Raw genomic sequence first — 24411 nt, forward strand, 5'->3', positions numbered from 1 at the left:
TCTCGTCCGCAACCATACCTGCCCGGGAGCAGGTAAAAACAAGCGGGAAATCCGCAGGGAGACAGCGATGGCAGTAACGAGGGCAGCCGGCGCGACCGGCAAGCTGATGCAATGTGTCCGTGCCGTGGGGCCTTGGCTGGCCGGCCTGTTGGTGGGCAGCCTGGCGGGGCTGGCGCTGGATGCGCTTGGGGCGGGACAGTGGCTGCCTGGCCCCGTGATCCACGCTCTGGGCGTGCTGCTGGGGATGGCGGTGTTCGCGCCTTTGCGCCAGCGCAGCCAGCCGCAGGGCAATCAACTGGTCGACCGGATCAGTGGCGAGATCGATCACATCATGATCGGGGCCGCCGAGACTTCCTTCTTCGTCGACACCATCAAGACCAAGCTCAGCAAGGATGTGGACGCGGCCAATCGCATCGCCGCCAGCGCCGAACAGAACGCGGCGACCACGCAGCAGATTGCCGCCAATGCCGAGCGCGCCTCCTCCATCGCCTCTGAAGTGCGCACCGAGAGCGTGAGCGGACGTTCCGAGGTGGACCGCGGCTTGCAGCAGATCGGCCAGGCCCGGACCGATGCCTTGTCGGCGTCGTCGATGATGGCGCAGTTGCAGGAGAAATCGCGCCGCATCCATGGCATCACCGAGGTGATCAGCGAGATCGCCGCGCGCACCAACCTGCTGGCGCTCAACGCCGCCATTGAAGCGGCCCGCGCTGGTGAGCAAGGGCGCGGATTTGCCGTGGTGGCGGGGGAAGTGCGCCAGTTGGCCCAGCGCACCAAGGAGGCCACCGATGATATCGGCACGATGGTGCGCGCCATTACCGAAGAGGCTGAACGGGCCGCCAGCGGCATGAATTCCCTCAGCAGCCGGGTGCTGGAAGCGGCCCAGAACGTGGAGAAGGTGCATGGGCTGTTGAACAGCATCGAGCGTTCGGCCAGCCAGTCCCAGGAGCAGATCGAGGAAATCGCGGTGGCGTCCCGCGAGCATGTGCAGACCACCCAGGAAATCGCCGACGCCATCACCGACATCCGCAACGGCATGCTGCAGACCGATACCGAATTGCCGCGCGTGGCGGCTTCGGCCATGCAGCTCTCGGAGCGCGCCGAGGCAGTCTTCGAGGCCATCGTCGAGGGCGGCGCACGCGGCGGCCACGATGACATCCGCATTGCCGCCGCCGACGCTGCGGCAGCGGTGGGCAAGCTGTTCGAGGAATCGATCCGGGCCGGGGTCATCACCGAGGCGGCGCTGTTCGACCGCCACTACAAGCCCATTCCCAACACCTCGCCGCAAAAGCATTCCAGTCAGTTCGACGCCTTCACCGACCGCGTGCTGCCAGCCATCCAGGAGGCGCTGCTGGAGCGCATGCCGCAACTGGCCTATGCCGGGGCGGTGGACAACAATGGCTATTTCCCCACCCACAACAAGAAATTCTCCCAGCCGCTCACCGGTAACTACGACGTGGACCTGGTCAACAACCGCACCAAGCGCATCTTCAGTGATCGCACCGGCAAGCGTTGCGGCTCCAATACCAAGCCCTTCCTGTTGCAAACTTATAAACGCGATACCGGCGAGGTGATGCACGACCTGTCGGTGCCTATTCATGTGCACGGCAAGCACTGGGGCGGCTTCCGGGTCGGTTACCGCTCCAGCCACGCGCCTGCGCCTGCGGTGGCGACGACGCCCGCGCCGGTCCCGTCGCCAGCGAAAGTATCGGTGAGAATTGCCAGGGGATGAGAGTCCCATGCACGGCTTGGGGAAATTGACTTGCCGCAATAGCGGGAGAAAACCATTTCATTTCCGAGGTTGATTTGCTTGACCCGGCTAGACGCCTGATAGATTATTCGACAAGGGGACGCCTGCCCATGCGGGGCGGCGAGTAACAGCAAGCGGCGCGCATTTCGAGCGCGTTGCGCCAGGGAAGGAAAGATAGTGAAGCCTACGGTGCCAAGCAAGGGCGAATCATCCGGCAAGGAATTCGATTTCAACAGCCGTGATTTCGAACGCGTGCGTGGCCTGATCTACCAGCGGGCCGGCATCGCGCTGGCCGACAGCAAGCAGGAAATGGTTTACAGCCGCCTGGCGCGCCGCCTGCGCGCCACCGGCATCACCTCCTTCCAGCAATACCTGGACATGCTCGAACGCACCCACGACTCCGAGGAGTGGGAAGCCTTCACCAACGCCCTGACGACCAACCTGACCTCGTTCTTCCGCGAGGCGCATCATTTCCCCATCCTGGCCGATTTCCTCAAGACCTTGAAGGAGCCGGCCACCATCTGGTGCTCGGCGGCCTCCACCGGGGAAGAGCCCTACACCATCGCCATGACGGCCTGTGAAGCCTATGGCTCGCTCACGCCCCCGGTACAGATCGTGGCCACCGACATCGATACCAATGTGCTGGCCACCGGTTCCAATGGCGTCTATCCGATGGAGCGCATCGAGAAGATGTCGCCGGAGCGGGTCAAGAAGTTTTTCCTGCGCGGCAAGGGCAGTCATGAGGGCTACGTGCGCGTGCGCCCGGAACTGCGCAAGCTGATCACCTTCAAGCAGCTCAACCTGCTGGCCGATGGCTGGCCATTGAGCGGGCAGTTCGACGTGATCTTCTGCCGCAACGTGATGATCTATTTCGATAAACCTACCCAGAGCAAGATCCTGTCCCGATTCGTGCCATTGATGAAGCCTCATGCCTTGCTGTTCGCCGGCCATTCGGAGAACTTCCTGTATGTCTCCGACGCCCTCAAGCTCAAGGGCAAGACGGTCTATGAACTCAACGCCACGCAGCGCGGCGCAAGGACCAAGCCATGAGCCAGGCCTCGGAGCAGATTGCCTCCAATCTCTACTACGACCGCACCTTCGACTGCGACGCTGCCAAGATCCTGCCGGGGGAGTATTACTTCACCACCAAGGACATGATGATCGTCACCGTGCTGGGCTCCTGTGTCTCGGCCTGTATCCGTGACCGCGTCTCCGGCATCGGCGGGATGAACCACTTCATGCTGCCCGATGGCGGCGGCGATGACGGCAGCCCCGTATCGGCCTCGGCGCGCTATGGCACCTATGCGATGGAAGTGCTGATCAACGACGTGCTCAAGTCCGGTGCGCGGCGCGAGAATCTGGAGGCCAAGGTCTTTGGCGGCGGCAACGTGCTGCGCGGGTTCTCGGCCATCAACGTGGGCGAGCGCAACGCCGAGTTCGTGCGCCGCTACCTGAAGGCGGAAAACATCCGCGTGGTGGCCGAGGATCTCAACGACATCTATCCGCGCAAGGTGTATTTCTTCCCCCGTACCGGCAAGGTGCTGGTGAAGAAGCTCAAGCAGATGCACAACAACACGCTGGTGGATCGTGAAAAAGCCTACGCCAGCAAGCTGGTCACCAAGCCAGTGGGCGGCGAGGTGGATCTGTTCTGAGGCAGTGGCGCAGGACGGGCAGGGGTTGCAGGCCTATACCGATATTTGAGTGATTGAGTGATGAAAATTAAAGTTCTTATCGTTGACGACTCGGCGCTGATCCGCAGCGTCATGCGCGAAATCATCGGCAGCCAGCCGGACATGGAAGTGGTCGGCGTAGCGCCGGACCCCATCATTGCGCGCGAGCTGATCAAGCAGACCAATCCCGACGTGCTCACGCTGGACGTGGAAATGCCGCGCATGGATGGCCTGGACTTCCTGGAAAAGCTGATGCGCCTGCGCCCCATGCCGGTGGTGATGGTGTCCTCGCTGACCGAGCGCGGTTCGGAAATCACCTTGCGCGCGCTGGAGCTGGGTGCGATCGACTTCGTCACCAAGCCCAAGATCTCCATCCAGAGCGGCATGCAGGAATACGCCGACATGATCGCCGACAAGATCCGCGCAGCCGCCAAGGCCCGCGTGCGCGCCCGTCCGGCGCGCAGCGCCGAGCAGGCCGCCGGGGGCGGTAGCGAAGCCTTGCCGCAGATCCGCAACCCCCTCACCAGTAGTGAAAAGCTGATCATCATCGGCGCCTCCACAGGCGGTACCGAAGCGATCAAGGAATTCCTCATCCGCATGCCATCGGATTGCCCCGGCATCCTGATCACCCAGCACATGCCCGAGGGCTTCACCCGTTCCTTCGCCCAGCGCCTGAACAACCTGTGCAAGATCTCGGTGGTGGAATCGGCCGGCAATGAACGGGTGCTGCCGGGTCACGCCTATATCGCGCCTGGCCATTCGCACCTGAAGCTGGTGCGCAGCGGCGCCAACTACATGACCCAGCTGGACCAGGGTCCGCCGGTGAACCGCCATCGTCCCTCGGTGGATGTGCTGTTCCAGTCGGCGGCGACCTGCGCCGGCAAGAACGCCGTGGGCGTGATCCTGACCGGCATGGGCAAGGATGGCGCGCAGGGCATGCTGGAAATGCGCAATGCCGGCGCCTACAATTTTGCCCAGGACGAGGCTTCCTGCGTGGTCTTCGGGATGCCGCGCGAAGCCATCGCCGTGGGTGCGGCCCACGAAGTGCTGGCCCTGCAGGCCATGCCGGGCCGGGTGCTGGCGTGGCTGGCGGAACACGGAAGCCGGGCGCTGCGGGTCTGAAACACGACTGCCGCGCGCATTGTGCTGCCTTTTTTGGATTTGCTGCACTACAATGCCGTGGCAACCGAGAGGGAAGCGAGCGCCAGGGCGCTTGCCCATAACAGGTGGCGGCTCAAGTTCGTATCCGGGCTTGCCGTTAACCAAGAATTCAATTGAATAGATGGAGTCTTAGCATGTCGGGTCCCAATACCAAGTTCTTAGTCGTCGATGATTTCTCGACCATGCGCCGCATCGTGCGCAACCTGCTCAAGGAATTGGGCTACACCAACGTCGATGAGGCTGAAGACGGCGTGCAGGCGCTGCAGAAGCTGCGCAGCGACCAGTTCGACTTCGTGGTCTCCGACTGGAACATGCCCAACATGGACGGCCTGACCATGCTGCAGGAAATCCGCAAGGATCCGGCGCTGTCCAAGCTGCCGGTGCTGATGGTGACGGCCGAAGCCAAGAAGGAAAACATCGTCGCCGCCGCCCAGGCCGGCGCCAACGGCTACGTGGTCAAGCCTTTCACCGCCGCCACGCTGGATGAAAAGCTGGGCAAGATCTTCGAGAAGATGGCAGCAGGTGGCTGACGTGGACAACGGCGTCAATCCCGTCCGCAACCCGGCGGCCGAAGGCGCCGGGGTCAGCGAAGAGGTGCTGGTCCGCATCGGGCACATGACCCGCAACCTGCACGACAGCCTGCGCGGCCTGGGTTTCGACCGCCTGCTTGAAAAGGCCGCCAGCGACATGCCGGATGCGCGCGACCGCCTCGAGTACGTGGCGCGCATGACCGAGCAGGCCGCCCAGCGTGTGCTCAACGCCACCGAGCTGGCCAGCCCCTTGCAGGATCGCATCAGCGAGGGCGCCACCGACCTCAAGGCGCAGTGGGACGCCGCCACCGCCGGCAGCTTCTCCGAGGCCCACTGCCGCGAACTGGCCGCCCGCACCTCCAGCTTCCTGGCCCAGGCCAGTGAAGACAGCAGCGTGACCAAGCAGCAACTGCTGGACATCATGATGGCCCAGGACTTCCAGGACCTGACCGGCCAGGTCATCAAGCGCGTGACCAAGCTGGCGCATGACCTGGAATCGCAACTGGTGCAACTGCTGGTGGACTATGCGCCATCGGAAGCCAAGCGCGAGGATACGGGCCTGCTCAACGGTCCGCAGATCGATCCGACCGGCAAGGACGTGATCGCCAACCAGGGGCAGGTCGATGACCTGCTGGAGAGCCTGGGTTTCTGAGTTCTCTGCCGGATGGGGTGTTGTTGTCAAGGCAATTCCCCATCCTTTGTTGTGCTGGCAACACATTCCTCCCTGATGATCCCGTTCCGAGACGACGCGTACTGCCACAGGCAGAGCCTTGCGTTTTTGCCTAGTCCGAAATGGGGGACCTTTCCGCCCTTATTCCCCTGATGCCCGCGCGGGCTGCTCGCCAATAATCCTACCCTATTGTTCGATAAATCCGTCCAGCGCACGCGACGCCGGGCGGGCAGCAGTTTAGCAGGGGGTGCGGCGCATGGCCGAAGACAGCGACATGGAGCGGACAGAACCCGCCACGGGCAAACGCATAGAGCGTGCCCGTGAGCAGGGTGATGTGCCGCGTTCGCGCGAACTGGCCACCTGTCTGGTGCTGCTGGTCGGCGGCAGTTGCGTCTGGATGTTCAGCGGCCCGGTGGTGACCAGCCTGGACCGCATCATGGTCGCCATGATGAGCCTGGAGCGGGCGGCCATCTATGACCCGGTGGTGCTGATGAACCTGATCAGCGCGCGCTGTCTGGATGTGGCCATCGCGGTCATTCCGCTGGCCTTCCTGATGACCCTGGCGGCCATGGCCGCGCCGCTGACGCTGGGCGGCTGGCTGTTCAACGTCAGTTCGCTGGCGCCCAAGTTCAGCAAGCTCAATCCGATCAGCGGATTTGCCAACATGTTTTCGGTCAATTCCCTGGTCGAGCTGGGCAAGGCCGTCCTCAAGACCCTGCTGGTGGGGACGGTGGCCTGGGTGACCATCCGCAGCCAGCTCGATGCGGTCATGGGACTGGGGGTGGAGTCGCTCAAGACGGCGGGCGCCCACGCGGCGCAATTGCTCTGGATCAGCTTCATCACCATGGTCAGCGCGCTGATCTTCATTGCCGTGCTGGATGTGCCTTACCAGCTCTGGAATTACGGCCGCAAGCTGCGCATGACGCGCGAAGAGGTCAAGCAGGAACACAAGGAATCCGAAGGTGACCCCCACATCAAGGGCAAGATCCGCGCGATGCAGCGCGCCATGGCCCGCCGCCGCATGATGGCCGAGGTGCCGACCGCCGATGTGGTGGTGACCAACCCGACCCACTATGCGGTCGCGCTGAAGTACAGCGAAGGCAAGATGGGCGCGCCCAAGGTGGTGGCCAAGGGCAGTGACGAGATCGCTGCCAAGATCCGCGAGCTGGCCCGCGAACATCGCGTGCCGCTGCTGGAAGCACCACCGCTGGCGCGCGCCCTGCATACCCATACCGAGATCGGCGACGAGATTCCCGAGGCCCTTTATACCGCCGTGGCCGAGGTGCTGGCCTATGTGTTCCAGCTGCGCACCTACGGCCAGTTCGGCGGTACGCGTCCGGTCGAACCGACCGGGCTGGAAGTGCCCAAGGAACTCGACCCGCTCACCGCGCCCAAGAAACCGCGCGGCTCACAGCGTAGAACCAGGCAGTAACGATGGCAACCAAACTCAATACCATGAAAATCCCGGCCTGGGTGCCGGTCAAGAACGCCAGGGCCATGGCGGCCCCCATCCTCATCGTCATGATGCTGGCGATGATGGTGCTGCCGCTGCCAGCCTTCATGCTGGACTTGCTGTTCAGCTTCAACATCTCGCTGTCGGTGATCGTGCTGATGACGGCGCTCTATACCGTCAAGCCGCTGGACTTCATCGCCTTCCCGGCGGTGCTGCTGGTCTCGACCATGTTGCGCCTGTCGCTCAACGTGGCCTCCACCCGTGTCGTGCTGACCGAAGGCCATACCGGCCCGGACGCCGCCGGCAAGGTGATCGAGGCCTTCGGTCACTTCCTCATTGGCGGCAACTACACGGTTGGTATCGTGGTGTTCGTGATCCTGACCATCATCAACTTCATGGTCGTGACCAAGGGTGCTGGCCGTATCGCCGAAGTGGGCGCGCGCTTCACCCTGGACGCCATGCCCGGCAAGCAGATGGCCATCGACGCCGACCTCAACGCCGGCTTGATCGGTGAGCCCGAAGCCCGCGCCCGCCGCAAGGAAGTGGCGCAGGAATCCGAGTTCTACGGCGCCATGGACGGTGCCTCCAAGTATGTGCGCGGCGACGCCGTGGCCGGCATCATCGTCACCGTCGTCAACATCGTCGGCGGCCTGGTGGTGGGCATGGTGCAGCACGATCTGGCCTTCGACGCCGCCCTGAAGAACTACACCTTGCTGGCCATCGGTGACGGCCTGGTGGCGCAGATTCCCTCGCTGATCATTTCCACCGCCGCCGGTGTGGTGGTCTCGCGTGTGGCCAACGACCAGGACGTGGGCGGCCAGCTGATCAATCAGCTCTTCGCCAAGCCGGAAGTGCTCTACATTACCGCTGTCATCATCGGCGGCATGGGCCTGATCCCTGGCATGCCGCACATTGCCTTCATCCTGCTGGCCGCCGCCATGGGCGGTGGCGCCTACGCCATCAGCAAGCGCGTCGAAAAGGCCAAGACCGAGGCCGCTGCCAGCCAGGCGCAGGCCGCCGCGGGCGGTGGCGCGGCCGCGGCGCCGCAGGAAAGCGAAGAGGCCACCTGGAACGACGTCATGCCGGTCGATACCCTCGGCCTGGAAGTGGGTTATCGTCTCATCCCGCTGGTGGACAAGGGGCAGGGCGGCGAGTTGCTCAAGCGCATCAAGGGCATCCGCAAGAAATTCGCCCAGGAAGTGGGCTTCCTCTCGCCGCCCATCCATATCCGCGACAATCTGGAATTGAAACCCTCGGCCTATCGCATTACTCTGAAGGGAGTGGAAGTCGGCAACGGCGAGGCCCATGCTGGTCAGTACCTGGCCATCAATCCCGGCATGGTGACCGGTCCCTTGCCGGGCATGATGACCACCGACCCGGCCTTCGGGCTGCCGGCGGTATGGATCGACAATGGTCTGCGCGAGCAAGCCTCTACCATGGGCTATACCGTGGTCGATGCCGGCACCGTGGTGGCCACGCACCTGAACCACCTGATCACCACCCATGCAGCAGAGCTGCTGGGACGCCAGGAGGTGCAGAGCCTGCTGGACCACCTGGCCAAGGATGCGCCCAAGCTGGTCGAGGACCTGGTGCCCAAGATGCTGCCGCTGGGCAGCCTGCAGAAGGTGTTGCAGAACCTGCTCATCGAAGGCGTGCATATCCGCGATATGCGCACCATCATCGAGACCCTGGCCGAGCACGCTGCGCGCATCCAGGATCCGACCGACCTTACCGCGATCGTGCGTATCGCGCTGGGCCGGGCGATCGTGCAGCAGATGTTCCCGGGCGAAAGCGAGTTGCCGGTCATGGCGCTCGATTCCAAGCTGGAGCGCCTGCTCATGCAAGCCCTGCAGGCCAGCGGCGAGTCCGGCGGCATCGAGCCGGGCCTGGCCGATTCGCTGGTGCAGCATACCGAGATCGCGGCGCAGCGCCAGGAACAGATGGGGTATTCGCCGGTGCTGTTGGTGGGCGCGCCCTTGCGTACGCTGCTGGCGCGCTTCTTGCGCCGGGCCATGCCACAGTTGCGCGTGCTGTCGCACGCTGAAGTACCCGAGTCGAAAACGATTAAAGTTACCAGCCTAGTTGGAGGGCAAGCATGAACGTCAAGAAATTTATCGCCAATTCTTCTCGCGAGGCCTGGCGCCAGGTCCGCGAGGCGCTTGGGCCGGATGCCGTCATTCTCTCCAACCGCAATATTCCTGACGGGGTGGAAATCCTGGCCATGGCCAATGAGGACATGACCACCCTGGTCGCGCCCACCGGTGCGCGCGACCCGTCCGGTCGTCCGCAGGCGGCCTCGCTGCAGCAGCAGTCGGGCTTGCCGCCGGCACAGCAGCCGCGCCGTCCGGCCTTGTTGTCGTCGCCGCCGGCGCAAGCCCGCCCGGCGCGGGAAGGCGCTCCCTTGCTGGACCAGCCGGGCAGCGAACGCAGCCAGGCACGCGCCGAGGCCGCCCCGGCAGCCGATGCCCGCGTCTGGCGCAGCCGCACCCGTGATAGCGGCAACGCTCAGCGTCGCGCCGCCGCACCAGCAGGCGCCCCGCAGGGGCAAGAACAGGAGCAGGACCGTCCGCGTTCGGCCCTGCCTGAATTCGATGGCAAGGACTATGACGAGATCCTCTCCGAGGTCATGAGCGAGATCCGTTCCATGCGCGGCGTGCTGGAAACCCAGCTGGCCGAGATATCCTGGGGTGGCACGCAAAAGCGTGAGCCGCTCAAGGGCATCGTCCTGAAGGAAATGCTGGCAGCCGGTTTCTCGGCAAGCCTGTCGCGTCTGATCACGGAAAACCTGCCGGCCAATTCCAAGTCCCAGGACATCATGTTCTGGGTCAAGTCGGTCCTGGCGCGCAACCTCAACACCCTGGCCAACGAAAACGAATTGCTGGAGAACGGCGGCGTCTTCGCCATGGTCGGCCCCACCGGTGTAGGCAAGACCACCACCACCGCCAAGCTGGCAGCGCGCTGCGTGATGCGCCACGGCTCCGGCAAGCTGGCCCTGATCACCACCGACGGCTACCGTATCGGCGGCTACGAACAGCTGCGCATCTACGGCAAGATCCTGGGCGTGATGGTGCACTCGGTCAAGGATGAGACCGACCTGCGCATTGCGCTGGAAGAACTCAAGGGCAAGCACACCGTATTGATCGACACCGCTGGCGTGGGCCAGCGCGACCAGATGGTGGCCGAGCAGGACGCCATGCTCACTGGCGCCGGCGTGGACATCAAGCGCCTGCTGTGCCTGAACGCCACCGCCACCGGCGGCACCTTGAACGAAGTGGTGCACGCCTATTCCAGCTCGGGCCTGGCTGGCTGCATCATCACCAAGCTCGACGAAGCTGCCACCATCGGCAATGTGCTGGACGTGGTGATCCGTCACAAGCTCAACCTGCACTATGTGGCCAACGGCCAGCGCGTGCCTGAAGACCTGCATGTGGCCAACAAGCTCTACCTGGCCGACCGCGCCTTCAAGCAAAAGCGCGAGACCGCGCCCTTCGAATTCCAGGAGGGTGAGTTACCCGGCGTGATCGGTCCCACCGCCATGTCGATGAATGACAAAGGTCTGCGCGAGGTGAGCTTTGGCTAGTTACGATGGCGACCAGGCCGCTGGACTGCGCCGGATGCTGGAGCGTCCGGTCCCCAGGCTGTTTACCTTCTTTTCCGTGCTAGCGGAAGAAGACAAGAGCGCCATGCTCATCAATCTGGCGGCTTCGCTGGCGCAGGCCAAGCACAGCGTGCTGGTCATCGATGGCGACGTGGCCACCACCGGGCTGCTTACCCGCATCGGCCTGCGCCATGACGTGGCCACGCTGCAGGAGGTGGCGCGCATGGAGCGCGCACCACGCGAAGCGACCCGCATGTTGCCGGAAGGTTTTTCGATGGCGCGCATTGCGCGACGCAGCGTGCCCTCTGCCAGTGACCCGCAGGCCGGCCAACTGGCGGAGATCTTCGATAGCCTCATCGAGCAGGCCGAGATCACCCTGGTCAATGGCGTGCTGTCGGCGGACCAGTCGCTGCCGGTGCCGACCATGGAGATGGGAGAGATCGTGATCCAGGTCTCGACCACGGCGTCCTCGATCAAGGCTGCCTATGTGCTGCTCAAGAGCCTGAGCGACCGCATCGGTCGTCGCCCGTTCAGCCTCATCGTCAATGATGCGACCGAAGCCGAGGCGCGCACCGTCTACGCCAACATGGCGCAGGCGGCCAGCCGCTACCTGGCGGCGCAGCTCAATTACCTGGGCGCCATCCCGGCCGACGACCATATCCGTCGCGCCACCGGGCAGGGGCGTGCGGTGATGGATGTGTTTCCGTTCGCGACGGCGGCGCTGGCTTTCCAGCGCCTGTCCAAGAAATTCACCGCGGCCGAATCGGCGCGCAGCACTTACGGGATGGCGACCGACGGTGCGAGTCTGGGAGTGTGACGTGCATGTATAACGTCAAGGGAAAAAAAGGCAAGAACGATTTGCTGGAGCAGCATGCGCCGCTGGTGAAGAAGCTGGCGCATCAGCTCAAGGCAAAGTTGCCTCCCAGCGTGGAGGTGGACGACCTCATCCAGGCCGGCATGATGGGCCTGCTCGACGCCGTCAACCGCTACGAGGAAACCCATGGCGCGCAGTTCGAGACCTATGCCGTGCAACGTATCCGCGGCGCCATGCTCGATGAGCTGCGCAGCAGCGACTGGCTGCCGCGCAGCATCCGCCAGAACGCCCGCAAGGTCGAAGAAGCCATGCAGACGCTGCTGCAGCAACTGGGCCGGCAGCCGAAGGAAGCCGAACTGGCGCAGCACATGCAGATCAGCCTGGAGGACTACCAGTCCCTGCTGAGTGAGTGTGGCGGCCATCAGTTGATCTACTACGAAGATTTCCATGACGACGATGGCGGCCACGAGCACTTCCTGGACCGTCACCAGACCTCGGACTCCGACGATCCTCTACAGAACCTGATCAATGGCGGCTTCCGCGAAGCAGTGGTGGATTCGATCAAGGCGCTGCCCGAGCGCGAGCAGATCCTGATGGCGCTGTATTACGAGCAGGAGATGAATCTCAAGGAAATCGGCGCCGTCATGGGCGTGTCCGAGTCGCGCGTCTGCCAGCTGCACAGCCAGGCCATTTCGCGCATGCGCTCCTATCTGCGCGAGCATTCCTGGAGCGGCGTGGCCTGATCCCATCGGCGGCCCTCCAGCATGAAAAAAGCCCGGCAATTTGCATTGCCGGGCTTTTGCTTTTCTGCTGAGGCAGGGAAGGGGGGGGCTTACACTACACCCAGCCTGCGGCCAGAGGCGCTGATACTGTTCTGGCCATCGGGGCCATAGAAATTGCCGGCGCCGGTCTTGCCTTGCAGGATGGTCAGGGCGCTCTGGTTGAGCGAGATCTTCTTGCCGATCAGCAGGCCGTTGACGCGGTTCAGTTCCTTGGCGTCCTGCGCCAGTTCGAACAGGGCGGCCCAGTGCTCACGGTCAGTCTCGCTGCCGTGCTCATTCATCCATTTCTGCATGCCGGCTTCGTCTTCGCTGTAGCCCAGCTGGCCCAGGAGAGCGTGGCGGTTGCCGGCCAGGGTGGCCATGTCGGCGACGATGGTGGCTTTTTCGGAGATCACCTCGGTTAGGCCTTCCGGCGTGGCGTCGGCCAGCAGCGCCTGTTCCTGGCGCAGTTTTTCGACCAGGCGCGACAAGGCCGCTTGTTCCTGTTGCAGTTGGCTAGCCGGGTTCATGCAGATCAATCCTGTACTGGGGGATCAGGCGCGACGGGCGTTGATCAGGGTCTTGACGGTGTCGATGAGGCCGTTGGCCACCTTGTCGGCGTCGATCTGGAAGGTGCCATTGGCGATGGCGGCCTTGATCTCGGCGACTTTCTTGGCATCGAAGCTGCCGCTGCTGCTGCTGACCTTGGTTTCCAGCGACTGGTAGGTCGCCGACAAGCGCACGCTGTCGGAAGCGGCAGAACTGGCGGCGTTGTTGCCGGCAGTCGCGCCCGCCTGGGCGTTGTTGCGAGGCTGGGCCTGGGTCTGCTCAGTGTTGAGCGCGGCGGATTTGAGGGCGTCGTTAACGTTCACGGCAGTATTCCTTGTAGGGTGGGGGCGCTTTGCACCCGCCTGTCGCATTGATTATCGACCATTTCCGCGCAAACTTTAACAGCCAGCGCATCTAATTGAGGGGTGTGAAGGATATTTCTTCACATTCTCTCATATGACGAGACCCGAGGAGGAATTGCCCTGTATCAATAGTTGATTTCCAGAATCCCGCCGGCCTTGGCAATCCCGCTGACCACCTGGCCTGCAGCGGTGCGCGCCTGCGTCATCTGGCCCTCGTTGGCATTGGACAGCGCGCGCGCTTCGGTGGAAATCTGGAAGCCGGGGCCATTGGAGACCACGCGCACTGACTGGCCCTGCTGTACCACCCGCTGGTTGCGGATGGCGTCCATACGCAGGGGCGTGCCGGCGCGCAGGGACATGCCGGCCACACGGCCGATGACCTGCGATTCTTCGGTGATCACGCCGGCTGGCAGGGCCGACATGTCGCCGCGCACCCGGCTGATGTCGCTGGCGCTGATGGTCTGGCCCTGGGCCAGCGGCACGGCGGCGATCAGGTAGTCCGAGATCACCTGGACATTGGCGCGCACGTAGATGGTCCACGGAGCAGGGGCGACGCACTTCACGCCCACCGAGGTGCGGCCCCACAGGCGCGCGCCATTCGGCATGAAGGCCTGGGGATCCAGGCAGGCCGGCAACATCATGCGCTGGTCGATGGGGTCGGTCTGGATGGTGATGCTGCCCGGCAGTCCGGCGGTCTGGGCCTTGAGGAATTGCTCGGCCGTCTGTTGCACGATCTGCAAGTCCTGGCGTTGCGGGGCAGTGGGATCGTTTTGCGCCGAGGCGGGGGACAAGGCCAGCAGTCCGCCAGCCAGCAAGGCCAAGGCGGCGCAGGCGTGACGCAATACGCGGAGAGGGTGTTTCATCTTGAGCAACTTGTCCCAAGGGGACATTGGCGAATCTTGGCAGCAATGTTACTTCGCGCGCGCGAGCTCAAAAGGGCAAACAGGGGAGGCTTTTCTCTCTTTATCGCCCCTTAGAGTCGCGGGTGGAAACGTATGATCAAGCCTACGTAATTCCATCATCGGCGTAGTGCGCGGACAGCGCGGGCGGCGCCGGGTTATCTGGAGGGCCTGATGGTCTCTAAGCTAGACGATTTCTTCCGCTTCAATGAGATGGCGATGAACCTGCGCGCCCAGCGTCAGCAGGTGCTGGCGTCCAACATTGCCAATGCGGATACCCCCAACTACAAGGCGCGCGACGTCAATTTCGCCGATGCGCTCAAGAACGCCCTCGACAACAAGGCCACTGCCATGCCGCCGCTGGAGCTGGCGCGCACTGCTGCGACCCATGTGCCCGGAACAGCGCCCGAGAATGGCCCGGGCAGCATCGGCGGCTCGCCCCTGCTGTATCGCACCGTGACCCAGGGCAGCGTGGACGGTAATACCGTTGACCTGGATGTGGAACGCAATGAATTCGTCGACAACGGCCTTCGCTACGAAGCCGGCGTCACTGCTGTGAACGGCCAGATCAAGGCCATGCTCAACGCCATCCAACCGGGCTGATAAACCATGTCTCTTTCCAATATCTTCAATGTCGCAGGGTCGGCCATGAGCGCGCAGTCGCAGCGTCTCAACGCCACTGCCAGCAACATCGCCAACGCCGACAGCGCCACCAGCCCTGACGGCACGCCCTACAAGGCCAAGCAGGTGGTGTTCCAGGCCATCCCGGTGGGCGGGGTCAAGGACAGCGGCGTCAAGGTGGCCGCGGTGGTGGAAGACCAGGCTCCTCCCAAGCTGGTCTACGACCCCAAGCATCCCATGGCTGATGGCAACGGCTACGTCGCCATGCCCAACGTCAACCCGGTCGAGGAAATGGTCAACATGATCTCGGCCTCGCGCGCTTACCAGACCAACGTGGAAACCATGAACACGGCCAAGGCCATGCTGGTCAAGACTCTTACTATCGGACAATAGGACCTGATCAATGGCTACCGTCTCCAATGACCTGCTCACCGCGATGAATGGCACGAGCAGCAGCTCGTCCACTTCCAATTCCTCGGGCCTGACCGACAACAGCCCGGATGCGATCCAGAACCGTTTCCTGACGCTGCTGATGGCGCAGATGAAGAACCAGGATCCGAACAATCCCATGGACAACTCGCAGCTGACCTCGCAGATGGCGCAGCTGTCCACCGTCTCGGGCATCAGCCAGCTCAATAGCACCCTGGCCACGCTGATGGGCAACCTCAATTCGTCCCAGGCGCTGTCCTCGGCCAACATGATCGGCCACAGCGTGCTGGCGCCGGGCAATAGTGTCCAGCTGACCTCCGAGACCACCAAGGACGCCAGCGGCAACGACGTCACCAAGCAGCACGCCGTGATGGGCGTGAACCTGGCCACCAACGCTTCCTCGGTCGTGGTCACGGTCAAGGATTCCACGGGCGCGGTCGTGCGCACCATGGACCTGGGTACGCAGGCTTCCGGCGTGGTGCCGGTGATCTGGGACGGCACCAACGACGCCGGCAGCAAGGCTGCCGATGGCAACTACACCTTCTCCGTCGCCGCCTCCAACAATGGCACCGCCGTGAACGCCACCGCGCTGGCATTCGGCACCGTGGCCAGCGTTTCGACCGCTGCGGACGGCATCAAGCTCAACGTCTCCAACATCGGCACCATCAAGCCGACTGACGTTGTGCAAATTCTTTAATCGTTACTACCGACAAATTTCGGGGCAAGGGGATATCTCATGGGTTTTCAACAAGGTCTGAGTGGACTGAACGGCGCTGCCAAGAGCCTGGACGTCATCGGTAATAACGTCGCCAACGCCAGCACGGTCGGCTTCAAGCAGTCGCAGGCGCAATTTGCCGACATGTACGCCAACTCGATGAACCGCTCCGGCAACTCGCCGGTCGGTATCGGTGTGAGCGTACCCGCCGTGGCCCAGCAGTTCACGCAAGGCAATATCAGTTCGTCCAACAATCCGCTGGATATCGCCATCAATGGCGACGGTTTCTTCCAGCTCTCGGCCTCGTTGACCAACAAGTCGCCCATGTATGGTCGCAATGGCCAGTTCCAGCTCGACAAGAGCGGCTACATCGTCAACCCCAGCATGAACGGCGCTTATCTGATGGGTTGGGCCGCCGGTGCACAGGGCGGTGATCCGGTGCCGCTGCAGATCGACACCTCGTCCATCCCGGCCACGCCGACGACCACCATCTCGACCAAGGTCAACCTGGACTCGCGCCTGTCGGTGCCGACCACCACACCGTTCAACGCCGCCGATCCGACCAGCTACAACAGCTCCACCGGCGTGGATCTGTATGACAGCCTGGGCAATCCCTACAGCATGCAGACCTATTATGTGAAGGCTGCGCCGACGGGTACGCCCCCGACCACCACCTGGACCGTCTACGCGAAGATCGACAACACCACCCTGAACAATGGCGCCACGCCTGCGGTGCCCGTGGCCCTGGGGACGATGACGTTCGACTCCACCGGTACGATGACCCAGATCAATGGCGCGGCCATCTCCCCCACCAACAACACCCTGACCATCTCCACGGCGCAACTGGCCACCGTGGCCAAGGCCGGTGGCGTGTTCGCCGCACCGATCAATATTTCCTACTCCGGCTCGACCCAGACCGGCTCGGCCTTCGTCAACCTGGCGCAGGTGCAGAACGGCATGCCGCCGGGTTCCCTGTCGAGCTTCTCGGTGGACAAGGATGGCAGCATCATCGGTTCCTACAGCAACCAGCAGACCAAGAACCTGGGCACCGTGGTGCTGGTGAACTTCGCCAACCCCAACGGCCTGCAGCCGCTGGGCAACAACCTCTACCAGGCCAGCAGTGCGGCAGGCAGCCCCCTGGTGGGCAAGCCCACCACCGGCACCTTCGGCACCCTGCAGGCGCGTGCGAAGGAAGACTCCAACGTCGACCTGACCGCCGAGCTGGTCAACATGATCGTGGCCCAGCGCGTCTACCAGGCCAACTCGCAGACCATCAAGGTGCAGGATACCGTGCTGCAGACGCTGGTCAGCCTGCGCTGATAAGGCGGGCAGGGCGCGTCCGGGGGCGCGCATCAAGTACCACGGTCGCCGGCCTTGCCGGCGGCCGGTTTCAATCGGTGGCGCCGCAGGCTGGCGTCACGCCAAAGGGGTTTTATGGATCGTCTGGTCTACACCGCCATGTCGGGCGCCAAGCATACGCTTGAGCAGCAAGCGACCGCCAGCAACAACCTGGCCAATGCTACGACGACGGGCTTTCGCGCCCAGTTGAATACCTTCCGCGCTGCGCCCGTGGTGGGCGATGGCTTGCCCACGCGTACCTTCGTAGTCGATTCGACCGCGGGCAACGATTTTTCGCAAGGGCCGATCCAGGATACTGGCCGTGCGCTGGATGTGGCCATCCAGGGCCGTGGCTGGATCGCCGTGCAGACCGCCGACGGCGGCGAAGCCTATACCCGCAACGGTAGTTTCAAGATCAACGAGAACGGCATCCTCCAGACCCAGTCCGGCCAGACCGTGCTGGGCGATGGCGGTCCGATCACGATCCCGCCCGACGCCACCGTGGCCATTGCCGCCGACGGTACGGTGTCGGCCATCCCGACCAACGGCATTCCCAATGCGGTCAACGTTTTGGGACGCATCAAGCTGGTCAACCCGGATGAAAAGAACATGAAGCGCGGTGATGACGGCCTGTTCCGCACCATCACCGGCGCGGCACAGCCAGACGCCAATGTGCGCCTGGCCAGCGGTGCGCTGGAAGGCAGCAACGTCAATGTGGTGGAGGCGATGGTCAACATGATCAATCTCTCGCGCCAGTTCGAAATGAACATGAAGATGATCCAGACCGCCGAAAGCGATGCGACCAAGGCGACCTCGATCCTGTCGCTGTCCTGATGCACCTGTAGCGTACGCGCTCAATACGGAGAAATAAATGATTCGTTCCCTGTGGATTTCCAAGACCGGCCTGGATGCGCAACAAACGCAACTGGACGTGATCTCCAACAACCTGGCCAACGTCAGCACCAACGGCTTCAAGCGTTCGCGCGCGGTCTTCGAAGACCTGCTCTACCAGACCGTGCGCCAGCCCGGCGCCCAGTCCTCGCAGCAGACGCAATTGCCCTCGGGCCTGCAGATCGGTACCGGCGTGCGTCCGGTGGCGACCGAGCGCATCTTCACCCAGGGCAACGTCAACCAGACCAACAATGACAAGGATCTGGCGATCCAGGGCAATGGCTTCTTCCAGATCCTGCTGCCTGACGGCACCACCGCCTATACCCGCGATGGCGCCTTCCAGACCGACAGCCAGGGCCAGCTGGTGACCTCCAGCGGCTACACCCTGCAGCCGCCGATCACCGTGCCCTTGAACACCACCAAGCTGACCGTGGGCCGTGACGGCGTGGTCTCCATCATGCAGGCTGGCTCGACCGCCACCACCCAGATCGGCACCATCCAGGTGGCCACCTTCATCAACCCGGCCGGCCTGGAAAGCCGCGGCGAAAACCTCTACATGGAGACCGCCGCCTCCGGTGCGCCCAACCCCAACAACCCCGGCACCAACGGCGCCGGTGCGCTGTGGCAGGGCTACGTGGAAACCTCCAACGTGAACGTGGTGGAAGAACTGGTCAACATGATCCAGACCCAGCGCGCCTACGAAATCAACAGCAAGGCCATCACCACCTCGGATCAGATGCTGGCCAAGCTGTCGCAGCTGTAAGCCGGGCAGGGTAGTTGGATTCATTGAACAAGGTAGTTGGCAGCACAAGCAAGGACGAGGCAGAGATGAAGAGCATGCTGAAATGGGTGACCCTCGCGGGAATATTGGCTGTGGCTGGTTGCACCACCGTGCCCGACAGCATCGTGGCGGGACCGAAGTCGGCGCGCCCGCAGCCTGCCTCCTATGCGCCGCCAACCTCGGGCGCGATCTTCCAGGGCGCGGTCTATCGTCCGCTGCTGGAAGACCGCCGTGCACGCCTGGTGGGCGACACCCTGACCATCGTGATCAATGAGAAGACCAGCGCCGGCAAGTCCGCCGCCAGTTCGGCCAGCAAGACGGGTGCGGTGAATTCGCCGGTGCCGACTTTTTTTGGCACCTCCATCAAGGAATTGACGGCCAACGGCAGTTCCTCGGCCAAGTTCGATGACAAGGGGGCGACCACCTCCAGCAATACCTTCACCGGTACCATCGGCGTGACCGTGGTGGAAGTGCTGCCCAATGGCAATCTGGTGGTGGCCGGCGAGAAACAGGTGGCGCTGGACAAAGGCGTGGAGTACGTGCGCTTCTCCGGCACCGTCAGTCCTGACAACATCCAGACCGGCAATACCGTGTCTTCTACCCTGGTGGCCGACGCCAAGGTCGAATACCGTACCAATACCCGCGTGGACATGGCTGACTTCATGTCCTCGCTGGGACGTTTCTTCTTCAGTATTTCTCCTTTCTGATGTGGAGTAGTGTGATGACCCGGAAAGGATTGTTTCCGATGCAATGGACCCGGATAGGCCGCAAGCTGCTGGGTGCGGCTGGTGTCGCCGCGCTGGCCCTGGCCGCTGCCATGCCGGCGCAGGCTGAACGGCTCAAGGACCTGGCCAGTATCCAGGGCGTGCGGCAGAACCAGTTGGTGGGCTATGGCCTGGTAGTGGGCCTGGACGGCAGTGGTGACCAGACCACCCAGACCCCCTTCACCGTGCAAAGCGTCATCAGCATGCTGCAGCAGCTGGGCGTGAATGTGCCCACCGGCACCAGCAGCAACATGCAGCTCAAGAACGTGGCGGCGGCCATGGTGACGGCCAACCTGCCGGCCTTCGCCCAGCCGGGCCAGTTGATCGACGTGACCGTGTCCTCCATCGGCAATGCCAAGAGCATCCGTGGCGGCACCTTGCTGATGGCGCCCTTGAAGGGTGCGGACGGCCAGATCTATGCGATCGCCCAGGGCAACATCGTGGTCGGCGGCGCGGGTGGATCGGCGGCGGGTAGCAGCACCGTCATCAACCAGCTGTCGGCCGGCCGCATCTCGGGCGGAGCAACGGTGGAACGCGCCGTTCCCAGTTCGCTGGGCAGCAGCGACATGATCGTGCTGGAATTGAATGACAACGATTTTTCTACCGCCAGCCGGGTGGTGGACGCCCTCAACAAGCGCTTCGGCAACGAGACCGCCGTGGCGCAGGATGGCCGCGTCATCCGTGTGCGCGCGCCGATCTCCAGTGGCGACCGCGTGGCCTTTTTGGGTGCGCTGGAAAACGTCGATGTGACGCCGGGCAAGCTGGCCGCCAAGGTCATCCTCAATGCGCGCACTGGTTCGGTGGTGATGAACCAGAGCGTCATGCTGGATACCTGCGCAGTCTCGCACGGCAACCTTTCGGTGGTGATCCAGGCCGACAACGCCGTGAGCCAGCCCAATGCCCTGGCCGGTGGCCAGACGGCGGGTGTGCAGAATGCCCAGATCTCGATCAACAAGGAGCCGGGCAAGGTGATGCTGTTGAAGGGCGGTGCTTCGTTGGCCGAGGTGGTCAAGGCGCTCAACGCCATCGGCGCTACGCCCCAGGACCTGCTGGCGATCCTGCAGGCCATGAAGGCAGCCGGTTCGCTGCGGGCTGAACTCGAAGTGATCTGATGTAACAGGACGGACCCGGCAGACCGGCCCAGGCGGCAAGGGTGGCCGGGGCGGCTGCGATCCAACAACAAACGCTCTCATCCAAGGTATTCCATGCTCAACAAGATCAACCCATCCAATCCGACCGAAAGTCTGGCCGTCGATGCGAATGGGCTGAACGGCCTGCGCGAGGCGGCCAAGCAGAACTCGCCGGAATCCATCAAGGGCGCGGCCAAGCAGTTCGAGGCCTTGTTCTTGAACATGATGATGAAGAGCATGCGTGACGCCACGCCGCAGAATGGCCCCTTCGACAACGAGCAGACCAAGATGTTTACGTCCATGCTGGACCAGCAGCTCAGCCAGACCCTGGCCCAGCGCGGGGTCGGCCTGGCCGATGTCCTGACGCGCCAGCTCTCGGCGTCGCTGCCCAAGAAGCTGCCCGACGCGCAGGAGCTCGATGGCCAGACACCGGGCGGCGATGAAGGCTTGCCCATGGGCATCCCGCTGGTCAAGGACATGAGCGAGGCCGACCGGGCCAAGTTCATCCAGAGCTTCGCCAGCCAGCAGGCCGCCGAGAACACCGACCAGGATGGCCGCAACGGCAAGCAGCGCCGCAGCACCAACAAGCCGGCCCACGTGGAAGCCTTCCAGAACCGTCTGCAGGCCGATGCCGAGATCGCCAGCAAGATGACCGGCATCCCGGCCAAGTTCATGCTGGCCCAGGCGGCACTGGAAACCGGTTGGGGCAAGAAGGAAATCATCACCCGCGATGGTCGCTCGGCGCACAACCTGTTCGGCATCAAGGCCACCGGCAACTGGACCGGCAAGGTGGTCGAGGCCACCACCATCGAATACATCAACGGCAAGCCGCAGAAGCGCGTGGAGAAATTCCGCGCCTATGATTCCTATGCGGACGCCTTCAAGGATTACGCCAACTTGCTGCGCAGCAATCCGCGCTACGAGAAGGTGCTGGCCAGCGCCCAGGATGCCCATGGCTTCGCCTACGGCCTGCAGCGCGCCGGCTATGCCACCGACCCGCACTACGCCGAGAAGCTCTCGCGCATCATCCGCCAGTCGCTGTCGGCCTGAGCGCTGGCGCTGCGGCGGTCTAGGCCAGCTCATCGGTACTGGACGGAAACAATTTCGGCCAGTGTCGTCTAAAGTTTTGGCCAATGCTGCCGTTGACTTGGTTATTCCGCTAAAAGCTTTCAGGGACGACAACCTAGCATGGCAACTAATATCTTCAGTATCGGGCAAAGCGCGTTGCAGGCGGCCATGGCGGCCCAGGCCACCACCAGCCATAACATCTCCAACGGCAAGACGCCCGGCTACAATCGCCAGGAAGTCGTGCAAAGCTCGGCAGGCGGTATCAACTATGGCTACGGCTTCGTCGGCCAGGGTACCCAGGTCAACGAGATCAAGCGCGTCTACAACGACTTCCTGAACAAGCAGGCGCTGGCCTCGCAGACCTCGGCCAGCTCGCTGGATTCGTACTATTCCGAGATCTCGCAGATCAACAACATGGTGGCCGACACCAAGGCCGGCCTGTCGCCGGCGCTGCAGGATTTCTTCAGCGCGGTGCAGAACCTGGCCTCCAACCCCAACACCCAGGCGTCGCGCCAGTCGGTGCTGTCGCAGGCCTCCACGCTGGTGGCGCGCATCTCCAGCATCAACGACCAGCTCTCCTCGAGCAGCGCCAGCGTCAACAGCCAGATCACCTCGACCGTCACGTCGATCAATTCCTTCGCGCAGCAGATCTCCCAGCTCAACCAGGCCATCGTCAAGGCCATCGGCACCGGTGGCGGCCAGCCGCCCAACGATCTGCTGGACCAGCGCGACCAGGTCATCTCCCAGCTCAACAAGCTGGTCAAGATCACCACCGTGCCGCAGGATACCGGTTCGGTGAGCGTGTTCATCGGCACCGGCCAGTCGCTGGTGGCGGGTGACAACGTCACCCAGATGGTGGTGACCAATTCGCCCACCGATGTCTCACGTCTGCAGATCGGCCAGGCCATTCCCGGTGGCGGCACCTCGACCATCCCCGACAGCTTCTTCTATGATGGCGGTAGCCTCGGCGGCCTGCTCAAGTATCGTTCCGAAACCCTGGACCCGACCCAGAACGCGCTGGGCCGTATCGCCATCGCCATGGGCACGGCGTTCAACCAGCAGCAGAAGCTGGGCCTGGACCAGAACGGCAACCAGGGCACGGCGCTGTTCAATGTCAGCTCGCCCAACCTGATCGGTTACCCGGGCAACACCGGCACGACCAACCTGACCACCACCATCACGGATCCGTCGGCACTGACCACCAGCGACTACACGCTGAGCTACGACGGCACCAACTACACCTTTACCCGTCTGTCCGACAACACCAAGACCATCAAGGCGCCCGGCGCCTTCCCGGTCACGCTGGACGGGGTGACCTATTCCAATGGTGCGGCCGCGCCGGGTCCGTTTGCGCCCACCATGGCCGCTGGCAATACCTACAAGATCCAGCCGACCGCCAATGGCGCGGCGGGCTTCTCGCTGGCGCTGAACAATACCCAGCTGCTGGCCACGGCCGCTCCGATCGCCACCTCGATCAACGCGACCAACAACGTCAACGCCAGCATGCCGGCCAGCAACACCGGCAACGCCATCATCTCCAACACCTCGCTGGATTCCAGCCAATATCAGCAGGGCTCATCGGTGTCCTTCACTGCCGCCCTGGACGCCTCGACGCCGCCCAAGATGCAGTTGTCGGCAGCCTGGACAGGCGCCGCGCCGGTTCCCGGGGTGACGGTGAACTACGCCGATGGCACCACCGCCAGCGTGACTGGCGCAACGCCCTTCGACTACAAGTCGGGCATGACCATCACCAGCGGTGGCGTGACCTACGCCCTGACCGGTTCGCCCGCCGCCGGCGACAAGTTCAACTTCGCACCGGTCTCCGCCAACAAGGGGACGGCCACCATCAGCACCGGTTCGGTCACCCCGGCTTACCTGACCACCACGACGCCGCTGACCAAGCCAACCACGCTGACCTACAACAGCACGGCCGCGCCGCCGGTATTCAACATCTCGCCTGCAGTGCCCGCTGGCGGCGGCACCATCACCCACAAGGATGGCACCACCACCACCATCGCCGGTGGCGCGACCACGCTGTCCTACACGGCAGGCGATAGCTACGAGATCAGCGGCGTGCAGTTCGCCATTTCCGGCCAGCCCGGCAATGGCGACCAGTTCACCATCGCGGCCAATACCAATGCCGCCTCGGACAACCGCAATGCCCTGGCCATGGGCAAGCTGCAGACGGCCAACACCATCAACGGCACCAGCTTCCAGGGTTCGTATTCCCAGCTGGTGGCCACCATCGGCAACAAGACCAACGAGATCAACGTCACCAACACCGCTGAAAAGGCGCGCCTGACCGCGATCCAGAATCAGCAGCAGTCCGAGTCCGGGGTCAACCAGGACGAAGAACTGGCCCATATGATCCAGAACCAGCAGCAGTACCAGGCCGCCGCCAAGATCATCCAGGCGGCCAGCGACATGATCAACGTGCTGTTGTCGTTGGGCAGTTAAACT

Annotated in this window: 24 protein-coding genes; 21 read left to right on the forward strand and 3 right to left on the reverse strand. The window is 63.3% G+C overall.

The window, feature by feature from the left end; genetic code table 11:
* Window positions 1-106 precede the first annotated feature (106 nt).
* The 11 genes from ACP92_RS10075 to ACP92_RS10125 all read left to right on the forward strand — a co-directional run bounded on the left by ACP92_RS10075 (window position 107) and on the right by ACP92_RS10125 (window position 12386).
* A complete protein-coding gene (locus ACP92_RS10075; RefSeq protein WP_048348534.1) occupies window positions 107-1729 on the forward strand; it encodes a methyl-accepting chemotaxis protein in 1623 nt (540 codons plus the stop codon).
* 195 nt (window positions 1730-1924) lie between these two features.
* Window positions 1925-2797 (forward strand): CheR family methyltransferase, encoded by an 873-nt coding sequence (locus tag ACP92_RS10080; RefSeq protein WP_013234007.1) that lies wholly within the window; start codon window positions 1925-1927, stop codon window positions 2795-2797.
* A complete protein-coding gene (cheD, locus tag ACP92_RS10085; RefSeq protein ID WP_013234008.1) occupies window positions 2794-3399 on the forward strand; it encodes a chemoreceptor glutamine deamidase CheD in 606 nt (201 codons plus the stop codon). Before ACP92_RS10080 ends, cheD begins: the two co-directional genes overlap by 4 nt.
* A 60-nt stretch (window positions 3400-3459) precedes the next feature.
* Entirely contained in the window at window positions 3460-4539 is a 1080-nt protein-coding gene (locus ACP92_RS10090) for a protein-glutamate methylesterase/protein-glutamine glutaminase (RefSeq protein ID WP_013234009.1), read from the forward strand.
* A 173-nt stretch (window positions 4540-4712) separates the two neighbouring features.
* The gene (gene cheY / locus ACP92_RS10095) at window positions 4713-5108 is read left to right on the forward strand and encodes a chemotaxis response regulator CheY (RefSeq protein WP_006712751.1); all 396 of its coding nucleotides are present in this window, start codon (window positions 4713-4715) and stop codon (window positions 5106-5108) included.
* Window positions 5101-5760 carry a protein phosphatase CheZ gene (gene cheZ / locus ACP92_RS10100; protein ID WP_041310577.1) on the forward strand — a complete coding sequence of 220 codons (660 nt, stop codon included), beginning with the start codon at window positions 5101-5103 and terminating at the stop codon, window positions 5758-5760. The genes cheY and cheZ overlap by 8 nt, the downstream gene beginning before the upstream one ends.
* 274 nt (window positions 5761-6034) lie before the next feature.
* Window positions 6035-7210: a flagellar biosynthesis protein FlhB gene (flhB, locus tag ACP92_RS10105; protein ID WP_013234011.1), complete on the forward strand. Its 1176-nt coding sequence runs from the start codon at window positions 6035-6037 to the stop codon at window positions 7208-7210.
* A 2-nt stretch (window positions 7211-7212) separates the two neighbouring features.
* Window positions 7213-9330: a flagellar biosynthesis protein FlhA gene (gene flhA, locus ACP92_RS10110; protein ID WP_013234012.1), complete on the forward strand. Its 2118-nt coding sequence runs from the start codon at window positions 7213-7215 to the stop codon at window positions 9328-9330.
* Window positions 9327-10811: a flagellar biosynthesis GTPase FlhF gene (flhF, locus tag ACP92_RS10115; RefSeq protein WP_013234013.1), complete on the forward strand. Its 1485-nt coding sequence runs from the start codon at window positions 9327-9329 to the stop codon at window positions 10809-10811. Before flhA ends, flhF begins: the two co-directional genes overlap by 4 nt.
* Window positions 10812-10845: 34 nt before the next feature.
* Window positions 10846-11646, forward strand: coding sequence for a MinD/ParA family ATP-binding protein (locus ACP92_RS10120; protein ID WP_013234014.1), 801 nt, complete (start codon window positions 10846-10848; stop codon window positions 11644-11646).
* A gap of 5 nt (window positions 11647-11651) precedes the next feature.
* The gene (locus tag ACP92_RS10125; RefSeq protein ID WP_013234015.1) at window positions 11652-12386 is read left to right on the forward strand and encodes an RNA polymerase sigma factor FliA; all 735 of its coding nucleotides are present in this window, start codon (window positions 11652-11654) and stop codon (window positions 12384-12386) included.
* An 89-nt stretch (window positions 12387-12475) separates the two neighbouring features.
* Here ACP92_RS10125 and ACP92_RS10130 read toward each other — a convergent pair whose 3' ends face one another.
* The 3 genes from ACP92_RS10130 to flgA all read right to left on the reverse strand — a co-directional run bounded on the left by ACP92_RS10130 (window position 12476) and on the right by flgA (window position 14178).
* Complete coding sequence (locus ACP92_RS10130) at window positions 12476-12934, reverse strand: flagella synthesis protein FlgN (protein WP_013234016.1); 459 nt, start codon at window positions 12932-12934, stop codon at window positions 12476-12478.
* Between the two features lie 24 nt (window positions 12935-12958).
* A complete protein-coding gene (flgM, locus tag ACP92_RS10135) occupies window positions 12959-13276 on the reverse strand; it encodes a flagellar biosynthesis anti-sigma factor FlgM (RefSeq protein ID WP_041310580.1) in 318 nt (105 codons plus the stop codon).
* A 164-nt stretch (window positions 13277-13440) separates the two neighbouring features.
* Window positions 13441-14178: a flagellar basal body P-ring formation chaperone FlgA gene (flgA, locus tag ACP92_RS10140; RefSeq protein ID WP_232284927.1), complete on the reverse strand. Its 738-nt coding sequence runs from the start codon at window positions 14176-14178 to the stop codon at window positions 13441-13443.
* Window positions 14179-14388: 210 nt separating this feature from the next.
* Here flgA and flgB point away from each other — a divergent pair, with 210 nt between their 5' ends.
* The 10 genes from flgB to flgK all read left to right on the forward strand — a co-directional run bounded on the left by flgB (window position 14389) and on the right by flgK (window position 24408).
* A complete protein-coding gene (gene flgB / locus ACP92_RS10145) occupies window positions 14389-14817 on the forward strand; it encodes a flagellar basal body rod protein FlgB (protein ID WP_013234019.1) in 429 nt (142 codons plus the stop codon).
* A 6-nt stretch (window positions 14818-14823) separates the two neighbouring features.
* Window positions 14824-15228, forward strand: coding sequence for a flagellar basal body rod protein FlgC (flgC, locus tag ACP92_RS10150; RefSeq protein ID WP_013234020.1), 405 nt, complete (start codon window positions 14824-14826; stop codon window positions 15226-15228).
* Between the two features lie 10 nt (window positions 15229-15238).
* Window positions 15239-15961, forward strand: coding sequence for a flagellar hook assembly protein FlgD (locus ACP92_RS10155; protein WP_013234021.1), 723 nt, complete (start codon window positions 15239-15241; stop codon window positions 15959-15961).
* A gap of 39 nt (window positions 15962-16000) precedes the next feature.
* Window positions 16001-17299, forward strand: a complete 1299-nt coding sequence (gene flgE, locus ACP92_RS10160) for a flagellar hook protein FlgE (protein WP_013234022.1) — start codon at window positions 16001-16003, stop codon at window positions 17297-17299.
* Between the two features lie 114 nt (window positions 17300-17413).
* Complete coding sequence (gene flgF, locus ACP92_RS10165; protein WP_013234023.1) at window positions 17414-18151, forward strand: flagellar basal-body rod protein FlgF; 738 nt, start codon at window positions 17414-17416, stop codon at window positions 18149-18151.
* 37 nt (window positions 18152-18188) lie between these two features.
* Window positions 18189-18971, forward strand: a complete 783-nt coding sequence (flgG, locus tag ACP92_RS10170) for a flagellar basal-body rod protein FlgG (protein WP_013234024.1) — start codon at window positions 18189-18191, stop codon at window positions 18969-18971.
* 65 nt (window positions 18972-19036) lie between these two features.
* Window positions 19037-19696 (forward strand): flagellar basal body L-ring protein FlgH, encoded by a 660-nt coding sequence (locus tag ACP92_RS10175; RefSeq protein WP_013234025.1) that lies wholly within the window; start codon window positions 19037-19039, stop codon window positions 19694-19696.
* 38 nt (window positions 19697-19734) lie between these two features.
* On the forward strand, window positions 19735-20865 hold the full coding sequence (locus ACP92_RS10180; protein WP_013234026.1) for a flagellar basal body P-ring protein FlgI: 1131 nt from the start codon (window positions 19735-19737) through the stop codon (window positions 20863-20865).
* Window positions 20866-20958: 93 nt separating this feature from the next.
* Window positions 20959-21933 (forward strand): flagellar assembly peptidoglycan hydrolase FlgJ, encoded by a 975-nt coding sequence (flgJ, locus tag ACP92_RS10185; RefSeq protein WP_013234027.1) that lies wholly within the window; start codon window positions 20959-20961, stop codon window positions 21931-21933.
* Window positions 21934-22071: 138 nt separating this feature from the next.
* A complete protein-coding gene (gene flgK / locus ACP92_RS10190; protein WP_013234028.1) occupies window positions 22072-24408 on the forward strand; it encodes a flagellar hook-associated protein FlgK in 2337 nt (778 codons plus the stop codon).
* The last annotated feature ends 3 nt before the right edge of the window (window positions 24409-24411 follow it).

This window comes from Herbaspirillum seropedicae (assembly GCF_001040945.1).
Taxonomy (GTDB): domain Bacteria; phylum Pseudomonadota; class Gammaproteobacteria; order Burkholderiales; family Burkholderiaceae_D; genus Herbaspirillum; species Herbaspirillum seropedicae.

What these genes read in the sequence shown, in the direction of transcription:
- ACP92_RS10075 (WP_048348534.1), top strand. Translation starts at nt 107, where the DNA reads ATGCAATGTGTCCGTGCCGTGGGGCCTTGGCTGGCCGGCCTGTTGGTG.
- cheD (WP_013234008.1), top strand. Translation starts at nt 2,794, where the DNA reads ATGAGCCAGGCCTCGGAGCAGATTGCCTCCAATCTCTACTACGACCGC.
- ACP92_RS10090 (WP_013234009.1), top strand. Translation starts at nt 3,460, where the DNA reads ATGAAAATTAAAGTTCTTATCGTTGACGACTCGGCGCTGATCCGCAGC.
- cheY (WP_006712751.1), top strand. Translation starts at nt 4,713, where the DNA reads ATGTCGGGTCCCAATACCAAGTTCTTAGTCGTCGATGATTTCTCGACC.
- flhB (WP_013234011.1), top strand. Translation starts at nt 6,035, where the DNA reads ATGGCCGAAGACAGCGACATGGAGCGGACAGAACCCGCCACGGGCAAA.
- flhA (WP_013234012.1), top strand. Translation starts at nt 7,213, where the DNA reads ATGGCAACCAAACTCAATACCATGAAAATCCCGGCCTGGGTGCCGGTC.
- flhF (WP_013234013.1), top strand. Translation starts at nt 9,327, where the DNA reads ATGAACGTCAAGAAATTTATCGCCAATTCTTCTCGCGAGGCCTGGCGC.
- ACP92_RS10120 (WP_013234014.1), top strand. Translation starts at nt 10,846, where the DNA reads ATGCTGGAGCGTCCGGTCCCCAGGCTGTTTACCTTCTTTTCCGTGCTA.
- ACP92_RS10125 (WP_013234015.1), top strand. Translation starts at nt 11,652, where the DNA reads ATGTATAACGTCAAGGGAAAAAAAGGCAAGAACGATTTGCTGGAGCAG.
- ACP92_RS10130 (WP_013234016.1), bottom strand. Translation starts at nt 12,934, where the DNA reads ATGAACCCGGCTAGCCAACTGCAACAGGAACAAGCGGCCTTGTCGCGC.
- flgA (WP_232284927.1), bottom strand. Translation starts at nt 14,178, where the DNA reads ATGAAACACCCTCTCCGCGTATTGCGTCACGCCTGCGCCGCCTTGGCC.
- flgB (WP_013234019.1), top strand. Translation starts at nt 14,389, where the DNA reads ATGGTCTCTAAGCTAGACGATTTCTTCCGCTTCAATGAGATGGCGATG.
- flgC (WP_013234020.1), top strand. Translation starts at nt 14,824, where the DNA reads ATGTCTCTTTCCAATATCTTCAATGTCGCAGGGTCGGCCATGAGCGCG.
- ACP92_RS10155 (WP_013234021.1), top strand. Translation starts at nt 15,239, where the DNA reads ATGGCTACCGTCTCCAATGACCTGCTCACCGCGATGAATGGCACGAGC.
- flgE (WP_013234022.1), top strand. Translation starts at nt 16,001, where the DNA reads ATGGGTTTTCAACAAGGTCTGAGTGGACTGAACGGCGCTGCCAAGAGC.
- flgF (WP_013234023.1), top strand. Translation starts at nt 17,414, where the DNA reads ATGGATCGTCTGGTCTACACCGCCATGTCGGGCGCCAAGCATACGCTT.
- flgG (WP_013234024.1), top strand. Translation starts at nt 18,189, where the DNA reads ATGATTCGTTCCCTGTGGATTTCCAAGACCGGCCTGGATGCGCAACAA.
- ACP92_RS10175 (WP_013234025.1), top strand. Translation starts at nt 19,037, where the DNA reads ATGAAGAGCATGCTGAAATGGGTGACCCTCGCGGGAATATTGGCTGTG.
- ACP92_RS10180 (WP_013234026.1), top strand. Translation starts at nt 19,735, where the DNA reads ATGCAATGGACCCGGATAGGCCGCAAGCTGCTGGGTGCGGCTGGTGTC.
- flgJ (WP_013234027.1), top strand. Translation starts at nt 20,959, where the DNA reads ATGCTCAACAAGATCAACCCATCCAATCCGACCGAAAGTCTGGCCGTC.
- flgK (WP_013234028.1), top strand. Translation starts at nt 22,072, where the DNA reads ATGGCAACTAATATCTTCAGTATCGGGCAAAGCGCGTTGCAGGCGGCC.